At 59.2% G+C, this 13138-nt stretch carries 13 protein-coding genes; 7 read left to right on the top strand and 6 right to left on the bottom strand.

Annotated features, from left to right (window positions below; genetic code table 11):
* Nucleotides 1-56 precede the first annotated feature (56 nt).
* Both purN and purM read right to left on the bottom strand, forming a co-directional pair.
* A complete protein-coding gene (purN, locus tag NUV55_RS10475) occupies nt 57-740 on the bottom strand; it encodes a phosphoribosylglycinamide formyltransferase (protein ID WP_296672732.1) in 684 nt (227 codons plus the stop codon).
* The gene (purM, locus tag NUV55_RS10470; protein WP_296672730.1) at nt 737-1780 is read right to left on the bottom strand and encodes a phosphoribosylformylglycinamidine cyclo-ligase; all 1044 of its coding nucleotides are present in this window, start codon (nt 1778-1780) and stop codon (nt 737-739) included. The genes purN and purM overlap by 4 nt, the downstream gene beginning before the upstream one ends.
* A 220-nt stretch (nt 1781-2000) precedes the next feature.
* On the opposite strand from purM, the gene NUV55_RS10465 reads away from it, so the two are divergent.
* Genes NUV55_RS10465 through hda form a run of 3 tightly spaced genes read left to right on the top strand, consistent with a single transcriptional unit; the run spans nt 2001 to nt 4376 of the window.
* Entirely contained in the window at nt 2001-2570 is a 570-nt protein-coding gene (locus NUV55_RS10465) for a CDP-alcohol phosphatidyltransferase family protein (RefSeq protein WP_296672728.1), read from the top strand.
* Entirely contained in the window at nt 2560-3645 is a 1086-nt protein-coding gene (locus NUV55_RS10460) for an AI-2E family transporter (RefSeq protein ID WP_296672727.1), read from the top strand. The genes NUV55_RS10465 and NUV55_RS10460 overlap by 11 nt, the downstream gene beginning before the upstream one ends.
* Nucleotides 3642-4376, top strand: coding sequence for a DnaA regulatory inactivator Hda (hda, locus tag NUV55_RS10455; protein ID WP_296672725.1), 735 nt, complete (start codon nt 3642-3644; stop codon nt 4374-4376). Before NUV55_RS10460 ends, hda begins: the two co-directional genes overlap by 4 nt.
* On the opposite strand, the gene arsC is transcribed toward hda, so the two are convergent.
* Nucleotides 4373-4720 carry an arsenate reductase (glutaredoxin) gene (gene arsC / locus NUV55_RS10450; RefSeq protein ID WP_296672724.1) on the bottom strand — a complete coding sequence of 116 codons (348 nt, stop codon included), beginning with the start codon at nt 4718-4720 and terminating at the stop codon, nt 4373-4375. The genes hda and arsC overlap by 4 nt on opposite strands.
* Before the next feature lie 104 nt (nt 4721-4824).
* On the opposite strand from arsC, the gene NUV55_RS10445 reads away from it, so the two are divergent.
* Complete coding sequence (locus NUV55_RS10445) at nt 4825-5679, top strand: YihY family inner membrane protein (RefSeq protein WP_296672722.1); 855 nt, start codon at nt 4825-4827, stop codon at nt 5677-5679.
* Between the two features lie 156 nt (nt 5680-5835).
* On the opposite strand, the gene NUV55_RS10440 is transcribed toward NUV55_RS10445, so the two are convergent.
* Together NUV55_RS10440 and NUV55_RS10435 are read right to left on the bottom strand one after the other, a co-directional pair.
* Nucleotides 5836-7467 carry a hypothetical protein gene (locus NUV55_RS10440; protein WP_296672720.1) on the bottom strand — a complete coding sequence of 544 codons (1632 nt, stop codon included), beginning with the start codon at nt 7465-7467 and terminating at the stop codon, nt 5836-5838.
* A 114-nt stretch (nt 7468-7581) separates the two neighbouring features.
* Entirely contained in the window at nt 7582-8988 is a 1407-nt protein-coding gene (locus NUV55_RS10435; RefSeq protein WP_296672718.1) for an aspartate ammonia-lyase, read from the bottom strand.
* Between the two features lie 95 nt (nt 8989-9083).
* On the opposite strand from NUV55_RS10435, the gene NUV55_RS10430 reads away from it, so the two are divergent.
* Nucleotides 9084-9590, top strand: a complete 507-nt coding sequence (locus NUV55_RS10430) for a peroxiredoxin (RefSeq protein WP_296672717.1) — start codon at nt 9084-9086, stop codon at nt 9588-9590.
* A 97-nt stretch (nt 9591-9687) separates the two neighbouring features.
* Nucleotides 9688-9960, top strand: a complete 273-nt coding sequence (locus tag NUV55_RS10425; protein WP_296672715.1) for an acylphosphatase — start codon at nt 9688-9690, stop codon at nt 9958-9960.
* Between the two features lie 2 nt (nt 9961-9962).
* On the opposite strand, the gene NUV55_RS10420 is transcribed toward NUV55_RS10425, so the two are convergent.
* A complete protein-coding gene (locus NUV55_RS10420; RefSeq protein WP_296672714.1) occupies nt 9963-10574 on the bottom strand; it encodes a lytic transglycosylase domain-containing protein in 612 nt (203 codons plus the stop codon).
* Nucleotides 10575-10762: 188 nt separating this feature from the next.
* Here NUV55_RS10420 and relA point away from each other — a divergent pair, with 188 nt between their 5' ends.
* Nucleotides 10763-12928, top strand: coding sequence for a GTP diphosphokinase (relA, locus tag NUV55_RS10415; RefSeq protein WP_296672712.1), 2166 nt, complete (start codon nt 10763-10765; stop codon nt 12926-12928).
* The last annotated feature ends 210 nt before the right edge of the window (nt 12929-13138 follow it).

Genomic DNA, 13138 nt, shown 5'->3' with positions numbered 1-13138 from the left:
GCCTCGGTCAGTTTATTCCCCGCTGGCAGGGAAAAAAATACCTTAAAACAAGCATGTCAGCCAGTTTCCGGAGAATCGTTGTGGGTAATTATCTGGCGGTCTAAACCCTGCTCTGGCCGTTGTTCCCCATCCAACAGCACGCGCCCACCCTCGACCGACAGACGTCCGTCCAGGAACCAGCGGATCGCCAACGGATAAATCCGGTGTTCTTCAGTGAGAACGCGCTCGGCCAGAATTTCAGGCGTGTCATCCGGCAACACCGGTACGGCTGACTGAATAATCACTGGCCCGCCGTCCACTTCAGGCGTGACGAAATGCACGCTGGCTCCGTGGGATTTCGCGCCGCTTTGCAGGGCACGCGCGTGGGTGTTGAGCCCCGGAAAATCCGGCAACAGGGAGGGGTGAATGTTAATGAGTCGGCCGGAATAATGATTGATGAAGCTCTCGCTCAGGATGCGCATGAAACCGGCGAGCACAACCAGACGTGGCTCATAGGAATCTACCCGCTGTATGAGGGCCTGATCAAATAGTTCGCGCGCCGGGAAGTCGCGGTGATTCACGACATGATTTGGAATGCCCGCCGTGCGTGCGCGTGCCATGGCCGGGGTGCCGGGCTCGCTGCTGATAACCGCGTGAATGTCTGCCGGCAAGCGGCCGTCATGCACGGCATCGATGATGGCCTGTAGATTGCTCCCGCGACCCGAAACCAGCACCACGATGCCACCGCTGGCCCCGCTCATTTGAGGATGACGACCTGATCTTCTCCCGAATGGGCCTCGATGTGCCCGATGATCGCCGCGGTTTCGCCGGAGGCTTCAAGCTGTTTGAGGGCTTTTTCGGCATCGGCCGCGTCGAGCACTAATACCATGCCCACGCCGCAGTTGAAGGTGCGGTACATCTCGAAATCTTCAATGCCGCCCATTTCCTGCAGCCAGTCGAAGATGGCGGGCCGCTTCCAGGCGCGCGAATCGATGACGGCGCGCACACCCGCTGGCAGCACGCGCGGGACGTTGCCGGGCAGACCGCCGCCGGTGATGTGGGCCGCGGCGTGCACCGACAGTTCGCGCATCAGCGTCAACAGTGGTTTGACGTAAATGCGCGTGGGTTCCAGCAAGACTTCTCCCAGCGGACGTCCGTGGAACGGTTGATCGAGTTTGGCCTTGCGTACCTCGATAATCTTGCGGATGAGCGAGTAACCATTTGAATGAGCACCGCTGGAGGCAATGCCAATGAGCGTGTCATTGGCTTTAACACGTGAGCCGTCGATGATTTTGGATTTTTCGACTACGCCCACGGTGAAACCGGCGAGATCGTAATCACCTTGGCTGTACATGCCCGGCATCTCTGCGGTTTCACCGCCCACGAGCGCGCAGCCCGCCTGGCGGCAGCCAGCGCCGATGCCCTGGATGACTTGCTCCGCCACCCTGTTGTCCAGTTTGCCCGTGGCGAAATAATCGAGAAAGAACAGCGGCTCCGCGCCTTGCACGATGAGATCGTTGACACACATGGCCACCAGATCGATGCCGATGGTGTCGTGGCGATTGAGTTCGATGGCGAGCTTGAGCTTGGTGCCGACGCCGTCGGTGCTTGAGACCAGCACCGGCTCGCGGTATTGGCCCGGTGGAATCTCGAACAGCGCGCCAAAGCCGCCGACGCCCGCCAGCACCCCGGGCCGCATGGTTGCGCCTGCGATCGGGCGGATGGCCTCGACCAGTGCGTCGCCGGCATCGATATCCACGCCGGCATCGCGATAGGTAAGGGAAACGCGCGGTTTGTTCACGTCAGGCTCCGGGATTCGTCAGGGATGCGTATGGTAGGGCGTGCCGGAGTTGGCGTAAACCTCCAGCGTATCCGCGACAATCACGGTCAGTGCGGAGCGTCAAGCAACGGTGCCAGGGTTGACTTGGACCAGCCCTGACTATAGCTTGCGGCGGTATCCGGCACGCGCTGTTGCTGATAAATCCGCAGCCGGGGCTGACCCTGGAAATGTGAGCGAAAACATGTTGAGTATCTCCCAGCTTCCTAACTTGATCACGATTTCCCGTATCGGCCTGGTGCCGGTGCTCATCCTGCTCTTGAAAGACGAGGAGTATGCCTTTTCACTGGCGGTATTCGTGATTGCCGGGGTATCCGACGGACTCGACGGATTTATCGCCAAGCGCTTCCATTTCGAAAGCCGCTTGGGTTCCATTCTCGATCCGATGGCCGACAAGATCCTGCTTTTGAGCAGTTACGTCATGCTCATGATGCTGGATCACATCCCGTTCTGGCTCATGCTCACCGTGGCCTTCCGCGATCTTCTGATCGTGGGCGGCTACCTTATATACACCTCGATGATCGGGCCGGTGCAAATGAACCCCAGCTGGCTGAGCAAGTTCAATACCTTCCTGCAAATATCCCTGGTCATCGTTATTCTGGGGCAGCAAGCGTTCGACATGGTTTATGCCCCGCTGGTCGATGTGCTGATATATGGTGTGTTGCTGTCCACGGTCGCGAGCGGCCTGCATTATCTCTGGATCTGGCTGGTGATGAAGGATGTCGAGCTCGTGAAGGAGCCCCATGACAGATAGCCGCCTGCTGTCCCAGTTGGCCCTGACCGCGCTGGCGGCCTGGCTGGTTTACCTGTTGGCTCCGATCCTGACGCCGTTCCTGGTCAGCGGCCTGCTGGCCTATCTTGGTAATCCCGTCGTGAACCGTTTGCAGCGCTGGCATTTCCCGCGGCCATTGGCGGTGGCGCTGGTGTTCCTGGTGTTCGTGCTGTTGCTGGTGCTGCTGCTGTTCTTGCTGGTCCCGGCCATTCAAGCTCAAGTCCGTTCCTTCATCACCAAGGCGCCGCTTTATTTCGACTGGTTGCAAAAAACTGCGCTGCCGTGGCTGCAGGCGATGCTGGGTGTCGAACTGAAAGTGGACGTGGCGGCGATCCGCGAGACCTTGCTCGGGAACTGGAGCGAGGTGGGTGACTGGGTGACCGGCTTCTTCCTTTATGTCGCCAAGTCGGGCCTGAATGTGATCGGTTGGGTCGTCAGCGCCATGCTGGTACCGGTGGTCACGTTTTATCTGTTGCTGGATTGGGACAAATTACCGGCGCGCGCGCTGGCCCTGTTACCGCCGTCCCGGCATGTGCAGGCGGCATTGCTGGCGCGCGAGACCGATGAAGTGCTGGGGAGTTTTCTGCGTGGCCAGCTGCTGGTGATGCTGTCGCTTGCCACGATTTACTCCGTGGGCCTGTCCCTGGTCGGGCTCGATCTCGCGCTGCTCATCGGCATCCTGGCGGGACTGGTGAGCTTCGTGCCTTATTTGGGTTTCATCACCGGCCTGCTGGCGGCGGCCTTCGCGGTCTGGGTGCAATTCCAGGACGTCATGCTGCTGCTGGGCGTCGGCGCCGTGTTTCTCGTCGGACAGGTGCTGGAAAGTTTCTGGCTCACGCCCAAACTGGTGGGCAACCGCATCGGCCTGCATCCGGTGGCAGTGATCTTCGCCATCATGGCCGGCGGACAGCTCTTCGGCTTCACCGGCATCCTGTTGGCGCTGCCGGCGGCGGCGGTGCTGAAGGTCTGGCTGGGGCACCTGCGCGAATTTTATTTCGCTGGCGCCGCGGACCGTCCGGTGCGCAAACGCCGCGCGCAGCGCCGCCCCCCGCCGTGAGCTGCCAGCTTTCGCTTAACCTGCGTCTGAAGGACGGGTCGTCCTTCAGTAATTTTCTTGCCGGGCCCAATCGGGAGGTGTTGGAACGGCTGCGCACCGCCGTGGTGACGGCCACGACACGCGAGAAGGCATCGGAACCGATGATGTATCTTTGGGGCGCGGAGGGTTCAGGCAAGACCCATTTGTTGCAGGCCGCCTGCCGCTTGGCGCAGGAGCTGGGTATTGCGCCGGTGTACGTGCCGCTGGCCGATGTCGTGGAGCTGACGCCGTCTTTGCTGGAAGGCGTCGAGACGGCGCCCTTGGTGTGTCTCGATGACGTGGAACGCGCCGCGGGCCGCAAGGAATGGGAGACAGCACTGTTCAGTCTTGTCGAGCGTCTGCGCGCCGTCGGCGGTATGCTGGTGATTGGAGCAATCGCGCCGCCGGACCGGCTGGGTTTGAAACTTCCCGATCTTGTCAGTCGTCTTGCCTGGGGCACGGGCTACGCCTTGCAGCCCCTGGATGACGTACAAAAACTGGAAGCTGTGAGGCTGCGTGCGCAGCATCGCGGTTTCGAAATGCCGGAAGACGTGGCGCGCTATATTCTCAGCCGCTACCCGCGCGATCTGCCCTCGCTGTTCGACCTGCTGGACCGCATCGACCAGGCCTCACTCACGCAGCAGCGGCGTGTGACCATTCCCTTCCTGCGCCGTCTGGAGGAGCTGGGCCGCGAGAACGTGGAAACTGTCTAGAGAATCTTCAGGACATTCTCAGGTGGGCGGCCGAGTGCGGCCTTGTTGCCTGCCACCACGATGGGCCGTTCCATTAAGCGCGGATATTTAATCATCGCACGAATAATTTCCGCGTCGGAAACATCCGGCTTATCGAGTTTAGCCTGTTTGTATTCTTCTTCTTTCGTGCGCAAGAGTTCTCGTGGCGAGATTCCGAGGAGCTTGAGTAGTCGCTTGAGTTCCGCTTCCGTCGGTGGTGTGACAAGATATTCGATGATCTCCGGCTCGATCCCGCGTTTCTCCAGCAGCGCCAGGGTCTGGCGCGATTTCGAGCAGCGGGGATTATGATAGATCGTAACGGACATCGGTCCTCCGGACGTTGTTTGGGCAGATAACAAGCCCCTGATTTTGACCGCTGAGCCGCATCGGCGGCAAGTGCCAGTGGTGATAATTCGACTAACATAGGGACATGAACTTTCTCCAGGCATTCCTTCGTTTGCTGCGCTGGGTCGTGCAACGGTTCCGGGAAGACCGTTGTACGCGCGTGGCCGGGGCATTGTCGTTTACGACACTGCTGGCGCTGGTGCCGCTCACGGCCGTGATGTTTGCTATCTTTTCGCGGTTTGAAATATTTCAGTCATGGATGATGTTGGTGCAGGAGTTCGTCTACGGCAATTTCGTGCCGGCCTCGGGCGAGGCGGTCAGCGGTTATTTGCAGAAGTTCGCCGCCAATGCGGGCAAGCTCACGATCTGGGGCCTGTTGTTACTTTTCCTGACCTCACTCATGCTCATGGCCACGATCGAGCGGGTGTTCAACGACATCTGGCACGTGCCGCAAACCCGCAAACGCCTGCACCGTTTCCTCAGTTACGGCGCGCTGCTGATGCTGGGACCGATGCTGATCGGCATCACCCTGTCATCCACTTCTTATCTGGTTTCGCTGCCGCTTTTCGCGCGCGACGCGACCTTCGGCGGACTGAAGGTTTTTTTACTGGCGGCGGCACCGATCATTTTCGAATGGCTGGTTTTCTGGACACTGTACGTCGTGGTGCCGAATTATCGCGTCCGCTGGCGTCACGGCCTGATCGGGAGCCTGTTCGCCACGGTGACTTTCGAGATCGCCAAGCGTGGTTTTGTGTTTTTTGTGGCGAACTTCGCGAACTACAAGGCGATCTATGGAGCTGTCGCCGCGCTGCCGGTATTTCTGATCTGGGTTTATCTGTCGTGGACCATCGTCCTGGCGGGGGCGGTGCTGACGGCGACCCTGCCCGAATGGCGGCGTCCGCAGGCGGTGCGCCAGTGGCGGCGAAAACGTCCGACGTGATGCCGGACTTAATAGAATTAAGAAATATCTGAAATAAGAATTTATTCAAACCACGGGGACACGGGGAAAGGCATGTAAAGGGTAAAAATAGTCCCCCTGTTTTCAGATATTTTTCGTTCCCCGTGCTACCCGTGGTTCAAGGCTTTGTCTTTAATATTATGTATTCTGAATATCGAAACTGAATTGCTCGAAAGAGTGACTGCCCTCGATCAACCGGGTAGGTGTTAACTGGTATAAGCGGTAACCGTTGTCCATGAATACACCGGTTTCGGGCCTGAACACCCCGCTGTGCGTGATCAGCGTTTGCGGCTTTTTGAGTGGCTTGATTTCCGGCAGCAGCAGCGCCGGCAGGAAGTCGCTCTCTTTGCCATGCTCGTTGACGGTCTTGATGACCACCGGGGCGGCGTTGGGGGCAAGGTGCTGGATGCCTATTTCGATGTGCGCGCCCCCCGTGCTGCGAACCCAGCGAATGACGCCCACGGTCCAGGAATTACCATCCCCGGGTGTTCGTGTGATGAGCAAATCGCCGACCTGGATGTGCAGGTGAATGTCACCACCCTTGGAAAGCGCAAGACCGCCGGCGCCTTCGTCCTCCACGTCCCAGACGGACAGCTCCCGACCGGGAATGCGTATGTCCTTCTGTTTGGTGGTCTCGGAGGCGAGCATGGTGCGTTGCGGTACGGGGCCCACGAAGTTTGAACTGACAACGAATATTTTTCCGCCGTTGATCCAGTAATTGACCCGGTCCATGCCAATGGCGACCTCCACTTGGTGGCCGGTTTCTTTGCTGCGGCGGAAAAGTCTTTGCGGATTTACACCCCAGTCGTTGACCAGACGCCGCATCAGGTCCTGACCGCATTCCTTGAAAAAATTCTCCCGTAACCCCTCGGCGGGCGGCAAATCTCCTTTAGCAAGCAGGGTGAGCTGTGCGTGCACTTGGCGCGCCAACTCGATCGTGTTCAGGATGCGATAACGTTTCGGATCCTCCGGAATGGTGCCGGCGGTGTACGCGATACCGGCATGGTCGAGCTGGAGGTCAATCAGGAACTGGCAGGTGGGGTTATAGGCGCTGGTCGCGGCAGTCAGTTGCGCCAGCGGCGCCCAGCGGTCGAGATAGTGGTGGGCCCAGTCGATCATGCGCGGCGGCAGATGATAGGGATCGCTTAATTCGAGCAGCAGGGCCTGTTTGTAGGCATGGCTCACGCTGCACGTCGACACTGCCTTGTTCATGTCATCGAAGACGGCGATATCGGTGAGTCCGAGCTCTTCCGCATGCGAGTAAAGCGCATGGATTTCCTTCCAGGTGTCCTGGGGGCAGGGGGAATACGTCTGAAAGGATACCGCCAGTACGCCGGTCAAATAGCGTATCGCGCGCTCGATCACAAGAGCCTGGGTCACTTTTTCCCGTGTGCTGCCGGCGGATGAAGCAGACAAGCTTAAGGCGATGCGTTTGTATCCATTCGCCATCTCCATCTGAAACTGGCGGTTCTGTTCGGCGACACTCTTGTGCTTTTCGGAAAGTGGCAGCGGCAGGCCAATGTATTGTTTGGTGAACTCCAGCGTAAACTGGCTGACCGTATAACGGAACAGCTCCAGCAGCTCCAGCCGGAGCTTGCTCTCAAACTCGACGCGGTTATGAATCGAAAGGGTGGTGAACAGTTTGCGACCGGTTTCGGTGACGTTCAGCAGCGGCAATTCATCGAGCCACTTTTTAAACTTCTGCGGGTGCAGCTCGATATCGTCGGTACTGCGAGCAGTCAGGTTGGGTACGGCCAGCGTCAGGGGCATGCAGTATCTATATAACAGTGTTGGATGGGCTTCTACCTGAAAGTGTAGCTCTCACCCGGGGAGTCACCATTTCAGGCAGGGTTATCGGATAAGAAAGACCAAAACTCGCTGATTCTAGCGGCGGGGAGGGCTGATATTCCCGTCGATGGCGGCGCGCTCGACCAGGCGGTCGAAATCCGCTGTGCTCATCAGGCCTTTATCAGCGACGATGTCGCGCACCGACCGCCCGCTGCGCGCGGATTCCTTGGCGACTTCGGCGGCGGCGCTGTAGCCGATGGAGGTGTTAAGCAGGGTGGCCAATCCCACGCTGGTATGTGCCAGCTCGCGGCAGCGGTCGCGGTCGACCTTGAGGCCGCGCAGGCTTTTTTCAGTCGTGGCATTCACGGCGTGGGTGAGCCAGTCCATGGCGTCGAACAGCGCCGAACCCAGTGCCGGCATCATGACGTTGAGTTCCAGCTGTCCCGCCTGCGTCATCAACGCGATGGCGTGATCCTGTCCCAGCACCTGATAACATACCTGGTTCAGCATCTCGAACATGACCGGATTGACCTTGCCCGGCATGATGGACGAACCCGGTTGTACCGCCGGCAGTTCAATTTCAGCGAAGCCGGTGCGCGGACCCGAAGCCAGCAGGCGCATGTCGTTGGCGATGCGCGTCAATTCCAGCGCAAGCGCGCGGATGGCGTTAGAGAGTTGTTGCAGATCGTGCATGGACTGCATTTGTGCCGCGAGATCGTCGGCGGCGCGAATCGGTTCGCCGCTCAGCCGCGCCAATTCCTTGGCAACGCTGGCGGCATATTTTGGAACGGTATTGAGTCCCGTACCGGCGGCGGAACCGCCCAGCCCGGTCTGACACAGCAAAGGGATGGTTGCGCGTATCTGTCCTGCACTGCGCTTCAAGATCCAGGCGTAAGCGGCGAACTCGCGTCCGACCGTGGTCGGCACGGCGTCCTGTAAATGAGTGCGTCCGCTCTTGACCGTCTTTGACTCGCGCTGCGCGATTTTTTTGTAGGCGTCCGCCATGCCGATGACGGCTTCAAGCAGGCGCGGCAGTTTTGCGAGTGCGGCGAGGCGTATCGCCGTCGGGATGGTGTCGTTGGTGCTTTGCCCCATGTTGACATGGTCATTGGGGTGCACCGGTTTGTATTCGCCTTTTTTGCCGCCGAGCGCGACATTGGCAAGGTTGGCGATCACCTCGTTGCTGTTCATGTTATGCGAGGTGCCGGCGCCGGCCTGGAAGCGGTCCACGACAAATTCTTCGTGGTATTGTCCCGCGATGATTTCATCGGCCGCCTTGGTAATGGCCTTGGCCAGACGCGATTCCAGAACACCGGCGGATTGGTTGACTGCTGCGGCCGCGCGCTTGATGCGGACATGGGCGATAATGAAGTCAGAATCGGGTCGCCGGCCGGAAATCGGGAAGTTTTCGACGGCTCGTGCCGTCTGTATGCCATACCAGGCGTCAGCGGGCACCGGATAATCGCCCAGCGTATCTTTTTCGGTACGGAATTTTTTGCTCATGGAGGGCTCCAATCAGTCGACGAATTATAGGGTTGGCGCCGCCGGAATGCATCCAGAGCGATTCGAGTATATTGGTGTATCAACAGGAGGTTAGCGTGTTTCTACGTTTCAGCAGGTGGTTGGCAGTATTGTTCATGATCCCGGCGTTGGTGATGGCGGCGGGTCCGGACTTCCGGCTCAAGGATGTCGACGGCAAGGAGCACAACGTTAATGAATATATCGGCCAGGGAAAATGGACCGTGGTGGCGGTCTGGTCCGCCGACTGTCCCATTTGCCGGCGCGATATTTATCACATGACCTTCTTTTACGATGAGCACCGGAAGAAAAACGCCACCGTGCTCGGATTGTCCATTGACGGCTTCGATAACCGGGCCAAGGCCAAGGGCTTCATCGAGGACCAGAGCCTGAACTTTCCGAATCTCATCGGCGATCCGGAAGACGCCAGCCGCCTCAGCAATGCCATATTCATCGGCACCCCGACATATTTTTTCTTCTCGCCGGAAGGCAAATTCATGGCGCAGCGCATCGGGCCCGTCACGCAACAGCTGGCGGAGCAGGCGATACGCGACCTCGAAAAACAGCGAAACGTGCCTAAAAAATAAATCTCACCGCAAAGACGCAAAGGTCGCAAAGGAAAAATATGAAATTGGAAAAATGCCGTCTTTGCGTTCTCTGCGCCTTTGCGGTGAATAATGTCTTATGAGCCGCTGCCGGCACTTTCTGGTTTCCGGGCAGGTGCAGGGCGTGTTCTTCCGGGCCTCCGCACAGGATACCGCGCGCAAGCTGGGCTTGTCTGGCTGGGTGCGCAATCTTGCCGATGGTCGCGTGGAGCTGGTTGCTTGTGGTGAAGAGGCGCAAGTCAAACAGTTAGAGAAATGGTTGCGGCAAGGACCCCGGCATGCGCGCGTTGAACAGGTCACGGCGCAGGAAACGGTTGCGGAATCTTTCGCCGGTTTCTCCGTGCGCGACTGAGCTTATTGCCGGAACCAGCGGGTCTTGAGGGCTTTATCCACCTTATAGGAATACTTGCTCTCGCGCGTGCCGTTGTAGCGTTTGAGCGCCGCGTGCAAATTGCCTTTTTCCTTCTGTAAATAATATTTGAGGATGGTGCAGCCGAAGCGCAGGTTGGTCTGGACGCGGAACAGGCTGTCGCCGGGTTTTCCGATCTCCTTCAGCCAGAACGGCATGACTTGCATCAGCCCGCGCGCGCCGGCGACGGAGATTACATACTGGCTGAAGTTGCTTTCCACCTCGATGACCGCCAGTACCAGTTCCGGCGGCAGTTCGGCGCGCCGCGCCTCGTAGTGCACGTTCTTGAGCAGTTCGATGCGAAACGCGTGATCCGGCACGCGCCTCTCCAGCCGCTGTGACATGTCGGCGAGCCATACCTCGCCGTCGAAGCGGTCCTGGAAGCTGTCGGTTTCGAGTGCGGCCTGTTTCACGAGCACACGCAGCTCCGGGTCGATAGCCTCCGGCGCGGATTCAATGGCTGGTGTGGTGCGGGCAGCCAGCGCAGCGCCGGCATGAAAGAAACCGGCAATGAGCATGGCGGTAAACAGGACTGAGATTGTTTTACGGGAATTCATGCCAATGGTTATCTTGATCTTGCCGGAGAATGGACAATCCTTCCGGCGAAGGTGATCATGTTGTCTATTATGGAATTATAGGCGTTAAAATCCCGCCGTCTCGACCCCACTCTGAAAAATCGAAGCAAGATACACGATCCCCTATGGTCAAGCCCACGCCCCTAACGATAACCGACGACACTCCCCTGATGAGCGGTGTGGAGGGCTGGTTTGCCGCCATCACTTCCGGTCGTCCCGACCCGGAAAAGGAAATCCTGCGCCAGGCCGTGGTGCTGGCTTCGCGCGCGCACGCGGGCCAAAGTCGCATCTCGGGTGAACCGTATGTCCTGCATTCGCTGGCGGTGGCCAAAATACTGTCTGATCTCGGGCTCGACCACGAAACGCTCGCGGCAGCAATCCTGCACGACGTGGTGGAGGACGGCGGCATCGCGCTTGAAGACCTGAGCAAGGAATTTGGCGCGTCCGTTGCCGGGCTGGTCGATGGTGTCACCAAGATGAAGGTGATCCAGGAATTCCAGAGTGAACCGGCCGGTTCGCGCCGCGAACATGCCCAGGCCGAGAGCCTGCGCAAGATGCTGCTGGCCATGGCCGAGGACGTGCGCGTAGTGTTCATCAAGCTCGCCGACCGGCTGCATAACATGCGTACGCTGTCCGCGCTGCCGGAGGAGAAGCAAAAGCGCATTGCGCGCGAGACCATGGATATCTTCGCGCCGCTCGCCAACCGTCTCGGCATCTGGCAGATGAAATGGGAGCTCGAGGACCTGGCGTTCCGTTATCTCGAGACCGAGACCTATCGGCAGGTTGCCAACGCCATTGCCGAAAGTCGCGAAGACCGCGAGGCCTATATCGCCGGGTTTGTCGAGACCTTGGCGCAGGAGCTGTCCCGTTCCAGGATCAAGGCCGAGGTCAGCGGCCGGCCGAAACATATCTACAGCATCTGGCGCAAGATGCAGAACAAGGCCAGGCACATCGAACAGATTTACGACGTGCGCGCGGTGCGCGTGCTGGTGGACAGCGTCCGCGATTGCTATGGCGCGCTCGGTGTGGCGCACACGCTGTGGCAGCACATCCCGGGCGAATTCGACGACTACATTGCCACGCCCAAGGAGAATCACTACCGCTCGATTCACACCGCTGTGATCGGCCCGCAAGGCAAGACCGTGGAGGTGCAGATCCGCACGCACGAAATGCACCGGCAGTCGGAGCTGGGTGTGGCCTCGCACTGGCGCTATAAGGAAGGCACACACGGCGATAAAAGTTACGATGCCAAAATTGCCTGGCTGCGCAGCCTGCTGGTATGGAAGGATGAGATGGTGAGCGCCAGCGACTTCGTGGACCAGTTCAAGTCCGAGGTGTTCAGCGAGCGCGTTTATGTATTTACACCCAAGGGCAAGATTGTGGACCTGCCCGCCGGCAGCACGCCGCTCGATTTCGCCTACGATATCCACACCGACGTTGGGCATCGCTGCCGTGGCGCCAAGGTCAACGGCCAGATGGTGCCGCTGACGCACGCACTCGCGACTGGCGACCGCGTCGAGGTGCTGACCGTGAAGGTAGGTGGGCCGTCGCGCGACTGGCTGTCGCCGCATCTGGGTTATCTGCACACCTCCAAGGCGCGCACGCGCGTGAACCACTGGTTCCGCGAGCAGAATTACGACGCCAGCGTGGCCGCCGGCCGCGCCGTGCTGGAGCGCGAGTTCCATCGTCTCGGCATCAGCGACATCAAGTTCGAGAAACTGGCGCAGCGCTTTGAGTTCCAGAAAGTCGATGACTTCCTGGAAGCCACCGGGCGCGGCGACATCAAGCCGGCGCAGATCATGCATGCGATGCAGGAATTTACCGGGCAGGAATTTCAGGCCGAACGACCGGCGATTACGCCGCGTGCGCCGGGAACGGCGGCCAAGCCCTCCAGCGTCACTATTCAGGGCATCGGCAATCTGCTTACGCGCATGGCCAAGTGCTGCAACCCGCTGCCGGGCGATCCGGTCGTGGGTTTCATCACGCGCGGGGAGGGCGTCACCATTCACCGCCGCGACTGCGCCAACGCCCTGCGTCATCACGACGAACACAACGAGCGATTGATCGAAGTCAGCTGGGGCCCGCAGGCCGGCGCGGCCTATCCGGTTGCGGTGGAAATCCTCGCGCACGATCGTGCGGGATTGTTGCGCGACATCACGTCACTGCTGGCGAATGAAAAAATCAACGTGCACGGGGTCAGCACGCTCACTGACAAGCAGCAGGTGGCGCACATGAGCTTCACGCTCGAAATCCCGAACATTGAGACGCTATCGCGCATCCTGGCGCTGCTGGATCAGATTCCGAATGTGATGGAAGTGCGCAGGAAGGCGTCTTAAGGAAGTTCTGATTAAGTCCCCTCGCCCCCTGAAAGGGGGAGAGGGCCAGGGTGAGGGGGTTGGACAACCTATTAAAATCACTCACCCTCACCCCCTCTCCCTGTCAGGGAGAGGGGGTTACTATCTAATCGACTCTTGTTCAGAGTTTCCTTAACGGTTTGCGTTACTGGCGCTGGGGTGGGCGTGGCAAGGTTTGGGAGCAGGAAAAAC

It is taken from the genome of Sulfuricaulis sp., from assembly GCF_024653915.1.
In the GTDB taxonomy this organism is placed as follows: Bacteria; Pseudomonadota; Gammaproteobacteria; order Acidiferrobacterales; family Sulfurifustaceae; genus Sulfuricaulis.
The sequence above is the reverse complement of the archived record's forward strand: the minus strand, read 5'-3'. Positions and strand labels throughout refer to the sequence as shown.

Coding starts and splice junctions, on each gene's coding strand:
- relA (WP_296672712.1), top strand. CDS start 10,763: ATGAGCGGTGTGGAGGGCTGGTTTGCCGCCATCACTTCCGGTCGTCCC.
- NUV55_RS10460 (WP_296672727.1), top strand. CDS start 2,560: ATGACAGATAGCCGCCTGCTGTCCCAGTTGGCCCTGACCGCGCTGGCG.
- NUV55_RS10440 (WP_296672720.1), bottom strand. CDS start 7,467: ATGCCCCTGACGCTGGCCGTACCCAACCTGACTGCTCGCAGTACCGAC.
- NUV55_RS10435 (WP_296672718.1), bottom strand. CDS start 8,988: ATGAGCAAAAAATTCCGTACCGAAAAAGATACGCTGGGCGATTATCCG.
- NUV55_RS10420 (WP_296672714.1), bottom strand. CDS start 10,574: ATGAATTCCCGTAAAACAATCTCAGTCCTGTTTACCGCCATGCTCATT.
- arsC (WP_296672724.1), bottom strand. CDS start 4,720: ATGTCCGTTACGATCTATCATAATCCCCGCTGCTCGAAATCGCGCCAG.
- purN (WP_296672732.1), bottom strand. CDS start 740: ATGAGCGGGGCCAGCGGTGGCATCGTGGTGCTGGTTTCGGGTCGCGGG.
- NUV55_RS10445 (WP_296672722.1), top strand. CDS start 4,825: ATGAACTTTCTCCAGGCATTCCTTCGTTTGCTGCGCTGGGTCGTGCAA.
- NUV55_RS10425 (WP_296672715.1), top strand. CDS start 9,688: ATGAGCCGCTGCCGGCACTTTCTGGTTTCCGGGCAGGTGCAGGGCGTG.
- NUV55_RS10465 (WP_296672728.1), top strand. CDS start 2,001: ATGTTGAGTATCTCCCAGCTTCCTAACTTGATCACGATTTCCCGTATC.